This is a genomic window from Candidatus Nitrosocosmicus franklandus, from assembly GCF_900696045.1.
Classification (GTDB): Archaea; Thermoproteota; Nitrososphaeria; order Nitrososphaerales; family Nitrososphaeraceae; genus Nitrosocosmicus; species Nitrosocosmicus franklandus_A.
The window spans coordinates 322,473-344,172 of sequence record NZ_LR216287.1 but is presented as its reverse complement, the minus strand read 5'-3'; the positions used below and the strand labels follow the sequence as shown (position 1 = coordinate 344,172).

Here is a 21,700-nt window from a genome sequence, read left to right as displayed (position 1 = left end):
TGAATCGATCAAAAGCCATGAAATGTGTTGGAATACTAGTTCGCGACATGACCTTCTTGTTGACCACAAAATCCAAAAATATTATAATTTGGAGTAGATAACTAAACGGATTAAGCTGGATCTGCGCAATTGCAGGTCAGAAAGCAGTAAAATAATAAGAAATAATATTGCAGAATTTAGCTCATAAATTCTAATATTGTTTGGAACAGAACAATAAATCATGAGAACATTCTATACCTTTGCCGTCGCTCTTTTATTGTCGGGTGCAACATCATTGTTAGTATTTTCAAACGGAAATATTGTTGCGCAAGGCCTGTGTGATGAAATTACTGACCCAAATGTTTCATGTCGTGAGCAATATAATAGTCATTCCAATGTTGAAACAACTACAAGCACTACAACCGATGAGGAGGAGGAAGAAATTGGAGGCAATCCATTGCTTTGTTCAGATTTGAAATGTACTTTTGGTAAAGAATACATCATAGATCACAATACAGACATTTCTGACCCATTGGACCTTCTCGACTATTGAACGTCGCTATCCAATAATTAATTTTTGAAATTACAAAAGAATCATTATTTTTTTGTACTGCCTATATTCAGTCCTATTTAACTGTGCGTTCGTATATTACGAAAACTATTATTCTTTACTACTAATTGGTAGATATCTATTTCTTTTTAATTATATGTCTATACTGATCTATCATATTTAGTTGGTTCAATTTTAATTTTAAGTCCTAAAGTTGGCAACAAGTTTGTGACTTCTATTGATTAATTCAGCACTCTTTTCTCGATATTGTACACGCCATATTCTGTTAACTTGCTAATCAGATTTGTCCTTCTTTGAGTCGAAGGGAAATACTAGGAAATTCCATTAGTGTGTGTGATAATTTAAGATTGATTATGAATACGTTATCAATGTGAGACTATATTAATTCAACAGAATTGTGGATTAGAATAGCTTAGTTATCTTTATCAACAATCCATACTGCAAATTACGTTATGTTCTTATCTGACAAACAATTTTTTTTCTTTTAACATTCGTTTGATCGATTCAAATACAAATTTTGCCGTTTCAGCATTACTCCATATATGTTAGCAAACAAACTGATCATATGAAAAATCTCAAGGAATTTGTATGCGACATATTTCGTTTCGAATAAAACTAATCTGGAAATTATGATTCTTTATTGTAATTACTATAGATCTTAGATCTTTAGAGTTCAATTGCCTTGATGAAGACTAGATCTTTCAGGAAAGACCCTCTAGTAAGTAAAAACGACCAAAGTTAGCGTTTTTTTGGGATTTTCATTCTTACACATCAAAAGAAGATATGTATGGTTTTATCAAATAGAAAAATCTTGTCAAACTTTAATATATATAGAAATATCAAAATTATTTATGGTAAGAAAATTTGGTGTTATTTTTGCAGTACTATTAGTGGTATTGTTGTTATCGAATACAAATCATAATGCTAACATTCTGTCATTCGCTCAAAATACATCTGGAATTATTAGTCCAAATTCGAATGAAACATCTACTTCAACCCAGGGGTCCTCTTTAAATATGGCAAAACTTGCAGGAGGTATAAAGATAATTTCGCCTGGTAAAGATGACCTGGTTCCCACCAATTCAAACAAATCATTAATAATCTATGGTGTTTCAAAGGATAATGCTACGACTGATTGTGATGTGACAATTATTGTCAATAATGTAAAGCCATATCAAAACGTACAACCAACAGGAATTCAGGGCAATGAAGATTATTCAACTTGGCAGTATACACTTACAAGTAATTATACAACTATCAAAGAAGGAAGTAACAAGATAACATCAAAGATATTCTGTGCAGCTGGTATTGACAATGGTGGTACAAATGGATCTCAATCAGCATCACAAGCTTACTACTCTGTAAATGTAACTGGCAGTAACTTTACACAAGCTCAATTGGCAAACTATGAGTTAATGTTAGAATCAGCTGCTAATTCAACTAACGGAGGAAATAGCACATTAGCATCCTTAGGTGCAATACAGCCTGTAGCTCAAATTCAACAATTCAACCAAGATACAGGAAATGGACCAGTATGTTGTAAGACAACGAGTGCACTTACTACTCAAGTAAGTGATAGCGGGTCTGGTTCTGGTTCTAGTAGCAGTAGTGATGATGACGATGATGATGATGATGATAACGACAATAACAGCAACAGGAATAATGATGATGACGATGATGATGATGATGATAACGACAATAACAGCAACAGGAATAATGATGATGACGATGATGATGATGATGATAACGACAATAACAGCAACAGGAATAATGATGATGATGACGACCGCAGTAGCAGCAGCAGTAGAAGTAACAACAACAACAACAATGATGATGATGATGATGACGATGCATTTGACTTCTCAAACCGTTTGAACGATTTCGATTTTGGATTCGATTTTGATACCAGAGACAGCAATTCCGAATCATCTTGGACTGATGATTCAGAAGACAATTCTGGAGTTGACAGAATTCTGGAGAATGTTGAAGACACAATGAGGTCAGCTGGACTAGATTTCAGTTTTAGTTGATATTAATCTAGTCATAATTTTTTATTTCAAACAGGAGCAGTTTAACAACCTTTATTTGCAATAGGCCTATCACACTATTGATAAAAAATATCCACTGAATTTGTATTCATTCCCCCACAACGGATCTTAAAATTAAGATATGTTCCCTACCTCGGACTTGTGGATAAAATATCGATCTAAATTCCGAGTAGTGGTTGATGACTACAATCCATACTTCAGTTCAATATATATACTACTAATTAGTTGAGATTTAATGTAAATTCGGAAATCCTTTACCTTATAGTTTTCTAATCCAACTAAAATATTCGTCCCCTATAGCTATGATTGGCCCAATATTTTTGCTCACATCCTGATAATTTCACTTGCGATTAGTGGCAGGCTTACAATCTTCCTATATGGAAAAATCATGCTGAGATTTATTCTATGTTCAGTAAATAGTCTCATTTTTCATTTCTTCTCTTATAGTCGTGGATAAATGTTGAAATATCTGCAAACGTGCTCCACCTCGAGTTATTTAACTAATTTAATGATTCTTGTTTGGAGCTAATATCTTGGATTCGATAATGATATTCTTAGGTTAGTTACAAATCTCGAGTTAGATCAACGTTAAACAAGAAATTTAACCATATCCCATCCCATCTCATACATATACTTCGTTATCTTCTATACACTTTAACCAGTGACTTTCTGATTATCCTGATCAAAGAGAAACCACAATTACTTCGAATAAGTATGTGGTTATCTCAAGATATTTAATGGACAGCTTGTATCGAATTCATTCCCAATTAATCTTCTTTTTATTGAAATTGGTGAAAGTCACAATAAATTAATATATTTATGCATATCCGGAGGTCTTTATGGCAGTACCATTTATTACCTTTGAATCTTCCGAACATAGAAAAACTATCAATCTGGCCAAATCTTGTGGCTTTAGCCATTTTTGAAAATCAGCAGTAGGCATAGCACGCCGATTGGAACTGGTGTCGATTATGGTTGGAAGGATACAATTGATATTTATTTCAAAGTCCTTTACCTCTTCTTTAACAGATTGAACTAATCTAATTAACCCTGCTTTTGATGAAGAATACGCAGAATCCATTCCAATCGCACTTTCACCAGAAGCAGAAGATACGTGAAGAATTTTTCCGAATCTATACATCTTCATTGGCTTAAGAATGTATTTAGTGATTAGAAAGGCGGATTTCAAATTTATATTCATCATTTTCTCCCATTCTTGTTCTGTAGTTTCATCTACTGTCTCCCCCCCGAAATATCCTCCAACAATATTTGCTAATACGTGGATCCGTCCATATTTGTCGATTATCTTATCTACGAGATTTTGAACCTCGTTTTCCTTTAAAATATCAGTACGAGCAAATTCTATTTCTGTCTTATTATTTTCATTTTCGTGATCACTGAATAAGGCGTCAAGCCTCTCTTCTGTGTTGAGTCTGTCTGAATCATTTATATAGGTGATTACAACTGCTCTAGGAGAGGATTTTACAAAAAGCTCGGATACCTCCATGCCTAATGCTCCTGTTCCCCCTGTAACAAGGATTATTTGATCTTTGAAATTATGATACATGGTTTTGGATATACATGGTATTGAATTTATCTTTCTATGCATAACTAGTTAAATTATATTTCGTTTAACAGTCGGTCACTGTCGATCAGGATAATAAAATGTAAATTTCCAGTATTTGGCCAATTCATACATATATATTATCAGAAATAGGTTTGCAATTCTCCTGGGCCAGTTTCTCTCGTGATTTCTTTAATGTATATAAAGTTAATCTGATATTCGTAAGGAGGTTTGAACGAATCGGTGCCTGTTAAGGAATTGATAGTTGAGTTAGGATCGGGGAATGGACAAATGCTGTTCGATTTAGCTAGCAAGAACAAGAAACAGAACCTGTACTTCATCGGAATCGAACAGGATTCATCACTATGCGAACAAGCTTGCCATTTGTTATCGTCTGAGAATAATAACATCACTTTTGTTAATGCTAATTTTGAAGAAATAATCAGTACCTATAAAAATGAAACTATAGGAATGTTCATATCAATTCTTCCTCATCCAAATTACATAGGACGAGAAAAAATCGACAACTGGGTGCCTTTTTATAAAACAGCCTTGAATAAATTGAAAAAGTATGGTGAATTCTTACTAGTAACGGAGTGTACAAATGAACTGTTGTCTGCAGTTACTCCTAGAGAATATGAAAAATGGAAGGCATGGATTACTTTAACCTTCAAAAGCATAGGGTTTCATATTAAATTACTAGTAGACAAACCTCCGTCATCACTTTCGTCATATTACCTTACTCAATTCATGAGCGACACGAATCGAATAAAAATTTTAACGATGCTAATGGAAAAATCATAGTTAGTCGGATTCTTGAAATAATCTGTCAAGGTCAATCCAAATTACAATATGGTAATATTTTTAAAGCTTTCATTTAATAAGCCCATTGCCATTGTTCACACTATAATATATTCACACAACCAAGGTGATGATTCTGCTTCTAACATAGTTTAATCCGTTAGGATTCTAGAATTAATTTTTTATATGAAATATGGTATGGGTCATTAACGAAATCTCAGTAAGTGAAACAGAATTCGGCAATCAAATCCACTGTCAGGTCTGATTTATATCAGTTTAGCCAATTTCTAATCAATGACTTTTATAAATTGTCGATACCCTTTCTTTCAAAATAATTTCGATTAGGTCACTGGTAGAATATTATGTCATAAGAGAACTAATTGGCTTTTTCGATTAGAAATATAATTGTTACAGGTTCGTAGAAAGAGTAACGATAAAGGCATCAATTAGAAGTTCACATGGGGAACTTTCTCATGCTTTTGTATCCTTTGTTAGAAATGGTAAGATGATGTGTGCTCAATGATATCTTACTTTTTGTTCTGCCATCATCAAAGTTATCAGCGTATGTGATATGATGACCAAGCTTTTTGATACTAATCATATGAATGTAGCCTCAATCCTTAGTCTTTCTTTTCTTGCAAGTCGAAATGAGCTATGTGTGATTTTGTCCTTTGGAGTTCCAAGGCATAGTTGTTTGGAAGAGATTGTATGTATTTCTGATCTATATTCTCATTTTCGAAACTGATACTATCTTTGAAAGGTAACCCTGTCAACCTATCAATTTAACGATATTTCTATAGATTGATGCTGGATGTCCTATTTCCTTTATATTTGACAATAGGGACAGGGCTTAATCGTGGATTAGACTAAAATGCTGAACACATATTTGATTAATACCTAGAAGAGTTACTGTTAAAGCCTATTTTTTCTTACCTTACGTAACTTAAAGGAATAACTATAAACAGTAATTTGGGATGGACGCAGAATATTATATTCAAAATTTATTATCAAACATTAATAAGGTTAGAATTTATATACGGTGAGACGGTTTTAAAGCAATCATCGGATAAACTTAATTATTGATTATGATGGTGACGGTTGGATTATGAAAATATTCTTACAATTTTACAAAAAAATGAGGAAAAAAAATTCAACAGGAATTAACTACCAAATATAACTGCAGGGAAGTGCATATTCACCTGGTATTCTTATTCTGACGGACGATTAAAAAAAATAGCGGACTGTAGTTATTGGTTGGTACTTAATACACTTTCGGACTCATCTAACACTATATTGATGTCTGCAATATTTTGTTTAATTTCTTCTATTGGAGCATTGGTATCGATCTGCTGAATTAGTTTTTCTCTCAATAAAGACTCTCCTCTCTCAGATAGCTCTTCACCTATTGGTTTTTCTATAAATTCAAAGTTATCAAGATATGCTGTAGTAGCCAATTCCTTTGCCTTTATAGTATCATTATCTTCGTATGCTGCTACTACTTGAGTTAGAAGTTCTCGAATTTTGTTAATATAGTCCTGAGATGACGTTGTGACGTTAACTCCTTCTGGACTCAAGTTATTATTTATTTTTTGAATGATGGCGTCTATCTCGGATGGATCTTTTAATTGTTCTATGGAACTAGCCAGATTGGAGAACTCTGAAGCTATCTGTGATTTTACTGGTCCCGTTTCATTTAAACTAGGTGTAGTGATACTGGTGTTGTTTGTAGTGTTGACGACAGGAGCAGAAGCATTAGGTATTTGGGTGGAATTAAATAGCAAATAAGCACGGTCTACAAAAGCTGAACCATCCTGGTATTCTAATTCCATGATGATTTTTCCATTCTCTACGCCTTCAGCATATTCGGCTCCAGCAATAGTTAATAGATCCCTTATGACGCTTGAATTATGCTCTGCACTACCTAGAACATCTCTTGGTATAACTGCTGAAATTACTTGATAACTTAATGCTATAGATGAATTACCTTTATCTACAAATTCTTCTACAGTGCTATTACCAGGCGATGCTAAACTAGAGAGTTGATATAGGTTATCAAAGTAGGTCTTGTTTAAACTACTATCAACATTAGTAATTGGTACTGTTACAAGTGTTAGGATCTCTTCAATAGGATGAAGCGAATGACCTAGAGTGTTTGTTTCATTGTTATTTATCTTGTTAAAAATTGCCTTTTCAATATGACCTATTATTTGTTCCATATTGGAATGAAATCCTGTATAATCCATAGCATTGGGTTCTTGGGTGTTATTAGATTGAGCCATAACTGTCTGAGGATAAGGTGCTCCAATAATTGCAGCCAAGGTGAGAATGGCTCCTATTCCTGCTACTGACATTAACAAATTGATTTTCATACTATATGTTTGAAAATACATGGCTCAAATTATCTTGAAATACATATAATCTAGTAGTAAATTCTCTACTTGGAAAATCAACAGTTCATTTAGAAGACTTGATGATAAACCCGACTATGATAATTGAAACAATAGATGAGGAAGAAAAGATACGTCCATTATTATTGCCACTAAAATAGATGATCGGCGATAATGGGTTTATCACAGTTCACCGAGGTCAAGGAATATATTTAATGTTGATAAGATTCTTTGGAAACTATCTCAATAAACATATCATAGTTCCATACTGATCTTAAACGGTGGTCATCATCTAGAACTTATTGCGGTTTTATCTTTATTGGAATACGGTAAATCACTAATCTAAAGAGATTATTATCAATTTACGATTATTTTTCCAACCATTTCAGGATGAAGCTTACAATGATAATCATATGTTCCTGCATTCTCAAATGTAAATTCGAATGTCTGATCAGGACGCAAAGCTTTTGAACCAAACAATCCTTGATTCTCAGTCACAGTGTGAATTCCAAAATCCTTGTTCACCCAAATCAATTTGTCACCTCTATTAATCGTCATTTCTGTAGGATTATAAACTACATTTTTAGAGGAATCGGGTCCGATCGCGATTTCCTTTTCAACTGCTTAAGCATGAGTGGTATTTGATAACGCAGTACAAACACCCATTAATGCAATGGAGAGAAAAACAAAAATAATGAATTGCCTCATTTGTGTCATATAGTAACTCTTGTCTTAAATATTAGAATCTAATTCTCTCTGTATATAACGACATTTCATATCTAATCGGGGTATACATACTTCATTAGAGAATCTGAAGAAAAATTAAAAAATAGATATCTTTCCTTCAAATCAAGTATATCATAAAGTTGGACCTATAATCATAATGTGTTTAATTGGAAAATGATGAGTAGTTGTCCTTCTATTTGGGTTCATTTATAGAACGATATCATTATCTAAACGAACAGCCAGTAAGCATATAGTTCTTAGTTTATTATTTTCAGCATCAGAATCTATAGCTTGTTCTCTTCATTCTTGATGTAACAAGCATGGATACCCGACTGTCACATTCCAGCATCTTGTGGTTCAGGCATAGGATTTAGTTTGTTGCTTTCCATACTAAAACCAAAGTTCTTTTGTCTCATAAATCACTATTCTAAACTTATTTTCACAATATCTAGATTTTATGATAGAATGCGGAAAATATAGCCGCTGGAAGGATAATTCCACCCTAAATTTGCATGCTAAATAATTGATAAATAGTATTCAAAGATACTAATATACTCCTGCCAAAGAAGAAACACCATTACTGTAGAACCCTAGATGTGGAGATAATCTAAAGTAGGCTGTTTACGCTATAAGCATCTATGGGCCAGACCAGGATTGCTACCATTTGCTTTCTAGGTTGGATCCGTTAATACAATTTGTAAGCTCCAATCTGATGATGAGATGCAAAAGCGCTAGGGGTTGTGAGACGACGCTTGACGCCTATTTCGATACCTCAGATTATCTCCCCATCCTATAAATTTAGTATGGATTGCTTAATAGTCCCTTTATATATTAACTTTATATAGAGAGAATGGTAGAAAAATATAGAATAAATTTTATCTACCTATATACCACCTCAGTAAATCAGCATCCGCAATAACTTTGGAAGGATACTAGGACAGTAGGTCAATCATTCGATTCCAAGGCAATGAGAAGATGCTTATTCTTCTTAATCACTTCTCTTTGCCATCCTCAAAATTGTATGAAATGTAGTTTGGCTTTCATCATCTGTTCAGTAGTATTATACAATACCGCTCCTTTTGAACTTGAAGCTAGAGTTTTCGTAAATGTCTATGGCACTTCAAGGTATATGGCTTTCATCATGTTTCAAGCCAGTTGCTGTTTGAAAATTTCTCATAACTAGTCATTAAGGCTAAAAAGCTAGGGTATTCAATTATCTAATTAATGGTTCAAGATTACAAGTTTCTAGTTATTGTATATCATTAGCTAATAAGTCATTTTTGCAATTTGATGATGAGTTCAGAAGAAAATAATTCCAATAATAATACAGCTTTTTTCTGCCCCAAAAGGAGCAAAACCCTTTCCATTTCAAAAAAAGATCAGACCAATAGCAAATAAACACACTCCGCGAATAGTCTCTGTCCCTTACAAGAATTGTCATTTGTTGAATCTGACAAAGGGATATGAGTTTAACGTATATTGTGAGATAGAAAATGGCTGAATAGTCGTGGATAAGATATAAAAATAGTGATTTCGGTTTACTATGTCGGAAAATTAGAGTAAACTCCGCACGAATTTTTATAGTCAACGAATATTGACTTAAATATTTGAGGAAGTCCTACTATTCAATGACCAATAGTAACAAGGCGCATGTTTATGGTACTTTACTCCAGTGGTTAAGGGATTATGATTATACTGTTAAAGAAGATGAAAGTAAGAAAGATGCACTTAAATATTATACAAAGGTCTTTCCGCCTAATGAAAAAGTAAAATTTTTTGAAATTGTGTCCGATGAAAGTTATAAGGACGGGTTTCTGCTCAGAATGAGTGTTGCATTTACTCCGCAGGACAGAAATGACTTTGAACGTTTGAAGCAAGAGGCTCAAAACGACTTATTTATTCGTATACATAAGATTCTCTCCCCTATCAGATTACTTTGTAAGATTGAAAATTCAGTAATAAGTGTGGAAAAATTTTTGTTTATTGATGTGAATTCCGTAATGTGTAAACAGTATTTTTGGGATAGTGTTATTGAAATGTCCAATGCCATGTACCTTATAGAATTGACCTTTTTTGAATTTATTGATGACTTGTTCCCAAAGAAGGATCGATAGCTACAATTTAAGCATTGAGATGGCAAATTCGAAACCATTATAACGATACCTTTTAATGTTCATATACAACCAATTCGAAAGAATTTAGTCATGATCTAAAAATAAAATGGCCGCCCTGGAATATCAAAATACAATCTATACACTTGATGTTGGGAGAAGACCCTTTAGTGAATTGGACTGCGAACGTCGTTTTTTGGTCATTTGATTTATAATGATACTATTTGAGATTTCTGTGGTCAACTACATCTCAATAAGCTTCTATAATCTTATCATAGTAGAATGTTAATAAATCCAGATATTTTATTATTCTATACTAAATTGTAACTCAGATATTGTCTGCTAGAAGCAACGAAACGAATTAGCACAAAAGATCTAAAGGGTTGATGCTCTGTCAAACAATATTTGTTATTCATTCTCCTTTTTTGTTATTTGTACGATATTATCGTCTATCAAAAGGTTATCTTGCATAATATTTTGATTAGGTTGTTCTTTACTCATAAATCTCGGAGTATGAAAAGTGAGATAAGGCGATAATTATTACTTTTACAGAGATCCTAAATCATATAGTGAATTCTCAGATGGTTACCTAATTGAATCTCATCTTCAAATTCCATCCCACAATGGCGACAATGCACTTCATCAGTCAAATTCAGAGTAGATCGCTTTACAATAAATAAAGTATTTTGATTTATAGGGTCGTTTCTTACTATGTATTTACTTATATGATTTTTAATCAAGATATCTTTTATCTTTTGCTTAACCTTGTCAATTTGGGTGTTATATTCATTTAATTCAATACCTCGGATTGTCTGTGAATTATCATCTTTCAAATTACTATTTTCCAGCTCAAGAGGTGATTCAAAATATACCAATCTAAGGTAATTTTTCTCTTTGTTACCATCTGCAATTAGCTCAGATTCGATCTCCTTGACTATCTTTAATATCAGACTTGGGTCAACGGTTTCTAGGTTTACAAATATAGCCAACAATTCAATATTTTTGTTGCTATCTTTTAACCATATTGTTAAACTTTACCAGAATTTCCCTTGTCAACTTTTTGTCCTATTTCAGTTCTAAAGGCCTGAGGTTTTTTACTGAGCTTCTTTTTTCTCTTTGTTACCATAAGCGCAACTCCAAAGAGGATCACGATCATGGCAATTATTGTCATCATAGTCACATGTTCTTTCAGGATCGCCCATCCTAGTAAAACTGCGATAACAGGACTAACATATGCAAAAGTATTGGCCAATGATGCCGAAGTCACTCTAAGCAGGTAGTAAAAATCAGTAAACCCAACTACCGTAATTATCACCACTAGATATACCTGGGCAATAAGGGATTGTATAGATATTAGCTGTAAATCAAAACTTTTGTACTCTCCGAATAGGAAGCTTGTTCCTGTTAACATTATACCTCCTGTAATCATTATCATTCCAGAGGAAGCTAAGATACTTACTGGAAGCTGAGCCTTGGTAGAGTATATTGAACCAATTGCCCAGAACACAGAGCTGATCGTCAAAGCGACTACGCCTACAGGATCCATTTCTCCAGAACCAATTGAAGGACCTACAAGGAGTAATAAACCTCCAAATCCACAACCCAAGCCAATTGTCGTAGTTCTAGAAAGACTTTGTCCTAAGTTTCCTTTCTTGAACCATCTATACATAGCGCAGCCCAAAATAGCAACCCAAAGTGGTATCGTTGAATTCAATAGTCCTGTCATTCCTGAGGAAAGAAATTGGGCCCCCCAGGTTAACAAGCCTTGGCCGCCAAGGAACAATGTTACCCCCAAGATTATGCTATCTTTCCATTGTTTCAAGGTTATTGGTTCTCTCTCCACCTTCGTTTCGTTTGGAGATAAATCTTGTACCAAAATATGATTAGCTTTAGTATTGATCTTTCCTTTGGAAAGAGATTTCTTTCTATAATGTTCAATAAAATATAATGTAAATAATATGGCTCCTGCAAAGCTAAACCTAAGTCCGGCACTTAATAATGGAGGAATTGTGTCAATGGCTACCTTAATTGCTAAAAAACTAGACCCATTAATTACCCATAATGAGACGAGCACCAGCCATATCTTAGTTTGATTGTTAATATCCATATTTTATTTAATACATAAGAAAACTTACCTCCAGTAATATTGTTTGCTGTATCAATAGGTATAGGTCATTTCATGAATTTTGATAATTCAAATTCCAATGGTCTTATCTTTTAATCAAATACAGTATCTTTAGTCCTTGTTATCAGTCATGCAAAGCCGAACTTGGATTGTTATATCCATAATTAATAGGGACATCTTTCGAGATGGCTCTGTTCATTTAGCGTCAAGTCTATAGCTTGAAGATGTCCTATCTCTTTTATGAATACTAGAAACAGAACACCTTCAAAATATGTGTATTATGGCTTACATTTGTACTTTTCAGGTCTTTCTCTTAGGAAAACATCTGAAAGATTATCATACTGTATCAAACGAAATCATGTCACTATCTGGAACTGGATTCAAAAGTACCAACCTAAGATTATCAAGACAAAACAAAGAAGGATATGTGAATTCATTGTAGATGAAACATTGCTTAAGGTTGGTTCAGAATACACGTGGTTATGGGTTGCAATAGATGCGAAAAGTAAGGAAATTCTCTCACTATCCATTTCTAAGGAGAGAAACATGTTTGTTGCGGAACGGTTTCTGTCAAACATAGTCAGAGACTATGGAAAGCATCCAGTTTCAACAGATGGTGGTACTTGGTATCCCATGGCTTGTCAATTCCTTAAATTAGAACACCATCTCCATTCCTCCTATGAAAAAAACTTGATTGAAAGAACAATGCAGTATATCAAGGACAGAACTGAAAGTTTCGATGATTACTTTCCCTGCAGGCTAAAGAACTGCAAACTAAAACACGTAAAAAACTGGTTGAACCTGTTTGTCGACTATCACAACAAGGAATTAAAACCTGTTAACTGAACAGAGCCTTCGAGATCTAATCGATCATATATATGTGATTAAATGATCAATAGGTTTTATCAATAGGTTTTGCTCGTATTAAAATTCTTTATGGCAAATAATATGATAGGAATTTTTCCGTAACCTAAAATAGATAATTTAGATTATTTGGATTTTATGATCCAAACAAAAGGACTACCTCAGGGTTACCACTCAGTAAACCCTTATATCATCATAAACAAAGCTCAGGAATTCGTTTTGTTCCTAGAATCTGTATTTGGTGCTGAAAGGGTCAAAGAGGTAAACGAAAATGGTGTTTACTACGCTGAAGCGAAGATAGGCGATTCAATTCTCATGATAGAAGAAAATATTTCAGTCATCACTCAAAAAGGAACTTTTTTGTGGATTTATGTAGAGGACGTGAGTTTGATTTATGAACAGGCGATAGCCAAGGGATGTATCTCTTTAGAACCTCCTACCTTAAAATATGGTGTGGATATTGTCGCAAAGGTCAGAGATCCATTTGATCTTTGTTGGTTTGTGTCGTCTTATAATCCAAGTTGACGACGTAGTAGTTCTAGAGTATTCAATTTTGGTCCACAAATAAGACAGCATATCTTAAACACTCAGAATCATTTACAAGATCAAGAATACAGTATCCATTTTTAATCATTACCAAACTATGTAGCATTGATCAATAAAGCGATCTTGAAGAAAACCAAACAGATTGTATCCTTCCTTTTTAATTTACAAATGGTTTTTGAATTTTTTGACACGAGATTTTATTGTACTCGGTATTTCAAATATCCTTCGTAGAATTGCTCAGTAAAATGGTGTTAGAAATGATAGTCTTTAATCAAATATTGCAAGGATTTAATACCTTTTCATTAAAAATTACACAAAGGGGCAGATGAAACCTCTATAAAAGCAACTTATATATCGTGGGTATGCTTTTTCAGAAGAGAGGCCAGATAAATGTCTAATGATGATGATAGGGAGGAACATGTGCTCCGCCGAATCAACAAGACATTTGAATCCACTATTCAGAACAGAGGGTTGCATTTTGGAATCGAATTTTACAACCGAATCAAATTGTTCCCTTGGTGGCTTCATTATCACAAGGGAGATACTATCGAATCTGAAATACGAAACAATATACTCAAAATTGGCTGCAACCTTGGTTTAGATCAAAATTGGCTCAAAAATATTCTTCGTCATACCGTCTCCGAGTTCTCAAAGAAGGGTCTAGGGAGCGACTATTACGGGTATCACAACATACAACATGAGCTTGAGGCCGCTCTATTTGTGTTGATAGTAATAGATGGAATCAACCGTTCGAAAACTAATGCAATTTCTAATCAAGACATGAAATATCTTTTTGTTGCGGCTTTATTCCATGATTATGACCCACTCAAGAAGTTTGACAAGCCAAACGAAGATAGTGTTGAATACTTTATCAGAAATGATTCAAAAATTAGGAAATTTATAGAAAAAGCTAATTTAAATTTAGATACTGTTATGGCACTTATTCATAGGACTGCATATCCATTTGAAGGAAAAATAGCCGAGCATTCTAGGGTTAAAATTGATCGATTGCTCGATAGTGCCCTGACTTCGAGTCCTACCGAACGGGACCGAGAACGATATTTCAAGCTAGGTTGGCTACTTTCTGTGTCCGAGAGAATTGCTGGATATGCACTAGGGGACTATGAACACGCAAAGGATATGGCAAGAAGAAACGCTCACGCCTTGGGATGGCATCCGTCAGTTATTAATAAAAATTCTGTAAAGTATTTTGAGCAAATGATGTTAAATGAAAAAGAAATGTTTGAAATGGTAATGTCAGGATTGCCTAGTAATTTAAAACAGAACTTTTATCATAATGTTTCAAAATTTAAGGATGCCTGGAATAAGGAAATAGGAGTAAGAGATCTTAAGAAAGGAACAAAATTGGTATTTACTATTGAAAATATGAGCCAACTGGAAACAGAGACTCTGGACGCATTGATGGATATTCGCAAAACTGTTCCTACATTGATCCATGTAGATGAAAAGGATTTTACAAATTCTCTCCTAAATGATCGGACGTTGCTGGTTACCTTGAGAATTGAATCCTCTAAAGGAAAAATCGTAGGGTACGCAAAAGGAGGTCCATTAGAACAATATCTTTTGAGACCAGGCACTGTCGACCCTTATTTTGGCCTAATGAATACAGCTTATTTGGAAGGTGTAAGCGTAACCGAAGGTTTTTGGGGTGGAATGGGTGGCCACTTTTTACGCATTAAATTCTTAAATGAAGCAATAAATGATGGTTATAGCTTTGTAACTGGTTATGCGCATAGGGATGTAATTTTACAACGGAAGAAGAAACTGGAATTAATTGAAATTGTTCAAAGACATGATCCAGATAAATTAGACTATTACAGGATAGATCTCAATAATTCTCTATATCAAGAAATCGTTACCGATACTTATGATCTGATATGCTGAATCCTGCTTAATGTTATTTGAATGTATGTGATAGTATTCTGTTTCTTATTTTCGTTGAAATTGGAATTTGAGAATCATCTAAAAGGAAAATTGGCATCCAAATCTTATCTGTTGTTCTTTTGCTTAAACTTGCTTTTTGCGGCTTGACAATACTTTTTTAGTATGTCCTTTCATCAATAGTAAAATGATGTGTTAGCACAATATTAGGCTACTATTGTCAATCAATACCAAAATCTTTAATAATGGTTGAAGATATTAATACTTATATGATCAAGGACTTTCAGGCTAAAAATTACTGGTATGCAAGAGGTATCGAATACTACAATAAGAAGGAGTACGAAATTGCAATTAGATGTTTCAGTAGGTCACTTGAATGCGACAAGGGCAGTGAATTTGATACGTGGTATATGAAGGGCAACTCATTTTATCAACTTAGAAAATATGATGAGGCAATCAAGTGTTTTAGCAAATCTGTATCTGAAATCCAATCAAATATGTAATTGTTGTTTCTCGCTGAAGTCCGTTTCTTTATTCGAACTGTGGATTTAAGACTAGATTAGATTCGACCTTCAACGCTAAGTGATGATGTTTAATCAAATAGTGACATCTTGGAATTAAACCTCATTCATCAAATGTATTTTAGATATCACGGAAAAACCATATTTTATCATTCTAATTCTACTCTTTCAGAAGATACAGGTTTCAGACCTTACTTTTGGAATAAGAGGAAGAAGTAACTTTCTTTGGTAAAGGGTTTTTATTTAATCCGACTAGGTATTAGCTAATAATTCTCTGCCATGAGAATTGTCCCGCAACATATATATACAACCATAGAGGTTTGATTATGAATTATTTAAAAAATACTGCTGTGGCGATGATAACAACTACTTTTGTTTTATCATCGATATTGATTGGATTTACGCCGATAAATTTTGTTGTTGCATAAGATGATCTTAACAACAACAACAACAAAATACTATTGACTATACTGAATTTCATTCCAATATTGAACAGATAAAGGGTCATATAGAAATGGCAGTATTTAATAAATTCTTTAATGAAACAACTAACACATTGGGCCATACCCTCCATCCATTAGAAGAAGTCTTATCACTGGTAACAATTCCATTGGCTTCGATCAACAACGAATTAAACAATACATTCTATGATAATTTGCCCAATTGTCTGAGCTGGCTTCCCAAAACAACAGCTTGATTGAATTCGAAAATCACATTTTGTCGTCACTTAATCTGTCAAATAGAGTTATCACCACTGTCATTCCTGCAAGTGTATTGAGTACAGTAGAGCACAATGCAAGTGTTATAAAAGATTTGTTGACAGTTTCAGCAGCAGAATATTCCGAAGGAGTTTCTAATGGTACAATAGTAATGGAATTAGAATACCAAGATGGATCTGCCTTTGTTGATAGAGCTTATTCCATATTCAACAATACCAAAAATATTTCCAATAATACTAATGTAATAACCCAAATATTAACAGATTTTTCATACTTGACAGATTCAATAAATAATCTTAAGGATCCTGCAATCATAAATGATCTCGTCGTCAAGATACACAACCAGCTGTCATTAAGCGGAGGTTATGACTCTATCAACGATCAAAAGACCCCTGAAGATTATATCTCGAATATTAGAGAATTATTAGGTGAAATTGAAATAGCTACGACAGTTTATTTGGATAATTTTGAGTTTCTTCAGGGCATTATAGGGTCAGGGGTGTCAGATAGAGGGGAACAGTTGTTGAGAGAAAAATTGAGACAACAAATTAATGAAAACGCTACGATTGATGAAATAAAGCAAAAGTCTAGCTGACATTAATGTAGTCTTAGATGAAGTAACAACGACTTTGAATTCCTCTTAATCTTAATTTTTTGTTTTCTTCGATTTTGCTTCTTTTGTAATAAATATTTATTTCTTATAAATCTTAATCTAACTTATTATGAGAATAAATGAATAATTGTGACAATGTGCCTAGGACATGATACAATAATATATCTTTGACGGAAATGTGCTATTTCTCTGGAATCTTACCGTTTATATAAGCGAAAATAATGAAACACTTGTTGAACAAATCAAGTATTTGTTTTTTCGTACTGTGCGGTCTATTTCTTTTAATAATTTTGAGTACGAATTTGAATCTGCAGAGATTGTTTGCCAACAGTTTTGAAAACAATACTGCCTTGAATGATACACATTCTAGTTATGCCTTCACTTTAGATCTTTTTGCAGAATTAGTTGAAGATCGAATTAGAGGGATTATAGATATTTTGGAATTCACAAGCAAGGACAAGACCTTTTCAACCATATCTTACTTGTCCAATATCACTGATGCATATCACGGGATTGCAAGTAATTTAGAGACTGATAAGAGGCAGGTATTAGATTATATCTTAAAAATAAATCCTGATATAGCTAGCATTTATTTTGTACTTCCTAATGGTGACATATACTTGGGTGAACCATATAGACACCAAGAGCAATTGCCGAGGTTAAACTTTGCTGACAGAGAATGGTATGTTGGGGTTACCACATTAAATGAAACTTATGTTAGCTCTATCTTCTTATCTGCATCGATAAATGCTCCGGCTTTTGCAATTGCGGTGCCAGTCTCAACCAATAGCGACGTTGAATCTCCAACTTTAAATAGCGGAGAAGTACCCTTTGGCTATTTGGTAGGGATAGTTAATCTGAAACTGGTCCACGACCTAGTTAGTAATGTCACCTCAAATAATATCGGCGACTTTTTTGTAATAGATAAAAATGGTACCCAACTATTCAATTCTAGCGACACTGGCATTACTGATAACCTCAAAAAATTTCATTACATTGAAGGCATCAGTTACAATACAACCCAATTAGTTAATGCTAATCATACAGTAATTTCGGAATTAAATAATACATTGCTTTTATCAAAGCCCATCGCGTTCAAGAACGGACATTTAATAGCAATTTTAGTGACAGAAAATAAATAGCAGGCTGGTACTGGTAAAAGACCATCCATCATCAATAGTAACAAAAATAAATCTGACAAAAAAATTCTGTATGACTAGCTATTTAATTCATTAAATTGTTTATTATTTTTCAATTTTGAAAAATTAAAGACGATCTTGAACTAAAAGTGTGCATAATCCTTGGATAAATGCATCTTCACAAGTTTTCCAAAGAAATTAAATCAGTGATTTTATAAACAAGATATAGGGACTGGCTCATTTCCAATATATCGGTATATAATCAACAAAAATAACCTCCCGTTTTCAATGAGAATTGTTACCCTAACCCTATGGTTGATCAATTTAGGAATCCTGATAAACTATGGTACTCCTACATTCTGCAGGCCTAACTCCCTGTGATGAGTTGATTATTTCTTTGATTCCCTTTAACATAAAATCATCAATGCTATCTCTAATTTTTATGCTCTCCTCTGAAGTTATATATTGATTAGGCAATATGCCGATTTCTGTATTTTCAATATCAGTTGATGCTCCTGAAATATTTCTTTGCCATTTGTCGTAAACTCGTTCTAGAACTGAAATATTGGCGATCCCTCTAATTATTACCTTATCGATTTGAGTATTGTTGTCGCCTAGTGTTTGTCTATTTGTGACATTAATTTGGTTTGCATCGACGATTTGATCTACTACATCACTAGAGCCACTAAAAGTTATGGGTATTAGAGCGGGAATATTCCCAATCGCATCTAATTGCAATCTCAGTAATTCTTTTTCTCTTTCAATTTCAAGCAACTGATATTTAGCAAAAGCTTCGTCCAAAAACTCATAACAATCGCCATTTAGGTTTATGTTAACATTTTTCTGCGGGTAGAAGTTATAGGCAGCAAAGAATAACAGGATTCCGCCAACAACTCCAATGATTATACCCGGCAAAATTATGGATTGTAGGTTTCTCAATCGACAATAAGAGAATGGTTTGCTGGTTAATATAGCTAAATATTTAGCAATAGCTCATTCACTTCAAAGACCTTCCTATAAAATTCAAACTGTGGTTCTAACGAAATGAAATTCAGTATTTGATTTTGCGATACCTGTATCAAATTTTGTTGAAAGTTTTAGCATTTTTCTTGACAAGTTCAGCGAATTTTTCAATAGGTATTGTCTTTATCGGATCCATAATTACATACTTTTTTGTTTCAATTTTGCTGCCTCCCTTTTCCTTCCGATAGAGGACATCTAGTCTAGACAAATGTTCTCTTATTTCCTTTGCTAACTCCACATTACACACTTTACTATTGCAGATTGCCAAAAGTGAGGCCTGTAACATCTCTGTTAGATGATCTTTTCCCTTTTCTTCATGAAAATGTGGATTTCTTGTTTCTATCTGAAAGATCTCAACTCCCTTTTCAACTATGTCTGGTGAATCCGCGGGCAAAAGGCCCCCAAATTTCTCCAAAATGTTGATGAATTCATAAGGCTCAATGGAGTAACCACTTGAGTAATTCAAATTTCCAGCCAGGGACATTGATAGAGCATGTTCCCCCGAATTGCCTGTTTTTATTATATCGGTTTCAAACCCTGTGATATAAGATAGAAGTGCATTTAGGTATTTGTTGGTCACCTCGCTAGTTCTACCCCATTTTGGGAATTTCAATATATTATTCCTGATCTTTGGTTTGTACAGCCATGATATCCTTATATTGCTATAAGGGGTAGATGCCATTCCAAAACCTACGGCGTAAATTTTGCAATATTCGTTTACAGCACCGGGGAAGTAATTATCACTATCGATAAATCCTACATATTTTTTATTGTGCATTTTTGCCATCAAAATTCCTATAATCATTCCTTCCGCTTTTCCATCTCGAACTTGTTTCTTTGGATCGAGGATTGATGTGTAATTTACCTCCTGAAATATCTTGGCTAGATCTGGGTCTCTCTGGTGAATCAAAATAATTTTCTTATCCGCAAACTGAGAATATTGCTTGATCATTTCTACTTCCATGGAGAATCTATTTACCGGAGAAATTTGACTATTGGAAACTATGACTACCATACACTCATTAGGAATCCCGCTGAGAACCCCTTCTATCAGACGTAACCTTTCATTTTTTACAGGTATCACTATTGCCAAATCTTTGAAAATACTTGCCAGCTCGTCATGATCAAAGGCTCTTATGGTTCTATGCCCCCCGTGGAATTCTGGGGATTTACCAGAATCTAGCTCATAAATTTTCTGTACAGCATGCAGACTAATAGCCCCTATCCTCTCAGAAAATCTCGGGGGAAAATCAAGCTTCATATCATCATATAATTGCTCTCATAATAATATCTATTCTACAAAAAATAAGAAAATCATATTATAGTAGCTTGTTCCAGATATATTTATGACTAATTATGACTAATAGACCGAAACTTGTCGTTTTTGATATGGATGGAACTTTAATTAACGGTAGGCTAATTGAAGTGATTTCAAAAAAATATGGTATATTCGACAAAGTTATTGCCATTCAATCTGATAAAACCCTTCAGGGGTACAGAAAAACAGAATTGATAGCATCCCTGTTGAAAGGTGTTAGAGCAAGTGAAATTGTTGAAGCTATCGATTCAATTCCATTTATGAATAACGCCGACAAGATAGTTTCTTGGTTTAAGAGGAATGGATACGTAACTGGAATAATTACTGATAGCTATACAATAGCCGCCAATGTTATTGCTAGTAAACTCGATACTGATTTCTTTGCTGCAAATGAGTTAATCTTAAAGGATGGAATCGTGACTGGCGAAGTAAAAATGCCTTTGGGTTGGGAAAAAATAAATTGTTCATGTAAAATTTCGATTTGTAAGCGATATCATCTTAATCATTATTCAAACAAATATGGTGTAAGTAACGAAGATACTATTGCTATAGGTGATACTAGAGGCGACATTTGCATGATAAAACAGGCAGGATTAGGTATTGCATTCATGCCCAAGGATCCGGACATAATTAAACAGAGCAGAAATATAATTTCTAATCCCGATCTTAATGAAATTTTGAACTATATGTAGTATATAAAGTGTAATACTTAAATTTGAGTAATGAGGTTATTGTTATTATAT

General features: G+C 33.8%; 19 protein-coding genes. 12 read left to right on the top strand and 7 right to left on the bottom strand.

The genetic code is table 11. The annotated features are described in order from the left end of the window. Nucleotides 1-220 precede the first annotated feature (220 nt). Nucleotides 221-532: a hypothetical protein gene (locus NFRAN_RS01515; RefSeq protein WP_134482768.1), complete on the top strand. Its 312-nt coding sequence runs from the start codon at nt 221-223 to the stop codon at nt 530-532. An 869-nt stretch (nt 533-1,401) separates the two neighbouring features. Next, nucleotides 1,402-2,580, top strand: a complete 1,179-nt coding sequence (locus NFRAN_RS01510) for a hypothetical protein (protein WP_134482767.1) — start codon at nt 1,402-1,404, stop codon at nt 2,578-2,580. An 835-nt stretch (nt 2,581-3,415) separates the two neighbouring features. Here the strand turns inward: NFRAN_RS01510 and NFRAN_RS01505 are convergent. Next, the gene (locus tag NFRAN_RS01505) at nt 3,416-4,165 is read right to left on the bottom strand and encodes an SDR family oxidoreductase (RefSeq protein WP_172602032.1); all 750 of its coding nucleotides are present in this window, start codon (nt 4,163-4,165) and stop codon (nt 3,416-3,418) included. Nucleotides 4,166-4,405: 240 nt separating this feature from the next. On the opposite strand from NFRAN_RS01505, the gene NFRAN_RS01500 reads away from it, so the two are divergent. Next, nucleotides 4,406-4,966 (top strand): class I SAM-dependent methyltransferase, encoded by a 561-nt coding sequence (locus NFRAN_RS01500; protein WP_134482765.1) that lies wholly within the window; start codon nt 4,406-4,408, stop codon nt 4,964-4,966. 1,244 nt (nt 4,967-6,210) lie between these two features. On the opposite strand, the gene NFRAN_RS01495 is transcribed toward NFRAN_RS01500, so the two are convergent. Beyond that, nucleotides 6,211-7,332: a hypothetical protein gene (locus tag NFRAN_RS01495; protein ID WP_145987983.1), complete on the bottom strand. Its 1,122-nt coding sequence runs from the start codon at nt 7,330-7,332 to the stop codon at nt 6,211-6,213. A 375-nt stretch (nt 7,333-7,707) separates the two neighbouring features. Continuing rightward, entirely contained in the window at nt 7,708-7,953 is a 246-nt protein-coding gene (locus NFRAN_RS01490) for a cupredoxin domain-containing protein (protein WP_269472328.1), read from the bottom strand. Nucleotides 7,954-9,704: 1,751 nt separating this feature from the next. Here NFRAN_RS01490 and NFRAN_RS01485 point away from each other — a divergent pair. After that, complete coding sequence (locus NFRAN_RS01485; RefSeq protein ID WP_134482762.1) at nt 9,705-10,190, top strand: DUF2299 family protein; 486 nt, start codon at nt 9,705-9,707, stop codon at nt 10,188-10,190. A gap of 554 nt (nt 10,191-10,744) precedes the next feature. On the opposite strand, the gene NFRAN_RS01480 is transcribed toward NFRAN_RS01485, so the two are convergent. Further along, complete coding sequence (locus NFRAN_RS01480) at nt 10,745-11,176, bottom strand: hypothetical protein (protein WP_134482761.1); 432 nt, start codon at nt 11,174-11,176, stop codon at nt 10,745-10,747. Nucleotides 11,177-11,214: 38 nt separating this feature from the next. After that, nucleotides 11,215-12,294, bottom strand: coding sequence for an EamA family transporter (locus NFRAN_RS01475; RefSeq protein WP_134482760.1), 1,080 nt, complete (start codon nt 12,292-12,294; stop codon nt 11,215-11,217). 258 nt (nt 12,295-12,552) lie between these two features. Between NFRAN_RS01475 and NFRAN_RS01470 the strand changes: the two genes are divergently transcribed. From NFRAN_RS01470 to NFRAN_RS01445, 7 genes are all read left to right on the top strand, one after another. Beyond that, complete coding sequence (locus NFRAN_RS01470) at nt 12,553-13,158, top strand: DDE-type integrase/transposase/recombinase (protein WP_134482534.1); 606 nt, start codon at nt 12,553-12,555, stop codon at nt 13,156-13,158. 156 nt (nt 13,159-13,314) lie between these two features. Then, the gene (locus NFRAN_RS01465) at nt 13,315-13,701 is read left to right on the top strand and encodes a VOC family protein (protein WP_134482759.1); all 387 of its coding nucleotides are present in this window, start codon (nt 13,315-13,317) and stop codon (nt 13,699-13,701) included. Between the two features lie 411 nt (nt 13,702-14,112). Beyond that, complete coding sequence (locus tag NFRAN_RS01460; protein ID WP_134482758.1) at nt 14,113-15,627, top strand: hypothetical protein; 1,515 nt, start codon at nt 14,113-14,115, stop codon at nt 15,625-15,627. Nucleotides 15,628-15,869: 242 nt separating this feature from the next. Then, on the top strand, nt 15,870-16,127 hold the full coding sequence (locus NFRAN_RS01455; protein WP_134485550.1) for a tetratricopeptide repeat protein: 258 nt from the start codon (nt 15,870-15,872) through the stop codon (nt 16,125-16,127). Between the two features lie 532 nt (nt 16,128-16,659). Continuing rightward, nucleotides 16,660-16,842: a hypothetical protein gene (locus tag NFRAN_RS13495; protein ID WP_172602031.1), complete on the top strand. Its 183-nt coding sequence runs from the start codon at nt 16,660-16,662 to the stop codon at nt 16,840-16,842. 20 nt (nt 16,843-16,862) lie between these two features. Next, complete coding sequence (locus NFRAN_RS01450) at nt 16,863-17,459, top strand: hypothetical protein (protein ID WP_172602030.1); 597 nt, start codon at nt 16,863-16,865, stop codon at nt 17,457-17,459. Between the two features lie 320 nt (nt 17,460-17,779). Beyond that, nucleotides 17,780-18,619, top strand: coding sequence for a cache domain-containing protein (locus NFRAN_RS01445; protein WP_172602029.1), 840 nt, complete (start codon nt 17,780-17,782; stop codon nt 18,617-18,619). Between the two features lie 321 nt (nt 18,620-18,940). Here NFRAN_RS01445 and NFRAN_RS01440 read toward each other — a convergent pair whose 3' ends face one another. Both NFRAN_RS01440 and mpgS read right to left on the bottom strand, forming a co-directional pair. Then, complete coding sequence (locus NFRAN_RS01440) at nt 18,941-19,555, bottom strand: hypothetical protein (RefSeq protein WP_134482755.1); 615 nt, start codon at nt 19,553-19,555, stop codon at nt 18,941-18,943. 139 nt (nt 19,556-19,694) lie between these two features. Further along, nucleotides 19,695-20,900, bottom strand: coding sequence for a mannosyl-3-phosphoglycerate synthase (mpgS, locus tag NFRAN_RS01435; protein ID WP_134482754.1), 1,206 nt, complete (start codon nt 20,898-20,900; stop codon nt 19,695-19,697). A 95-nt stretch (nt 20,901-20,995) separates the two neighbouring features. Here mpgS and NFRAN_RS01430 point away from each other — a divergent pair, with 95 nt between their 5' ends. After that, nucleotides 20,996-21,649: an HAD-IB family phosphatase gene (locus NFRAN_RS01430; protein ID WP_134482753.1), complete on the top strand. Its 654-nt coding sequence runs from the start codon at nt 20,996-20,998 to the stop codon at nt 21,647-21,649. Nucleotides 21,650-21,700: the final 51 nt, after the last annotated feature.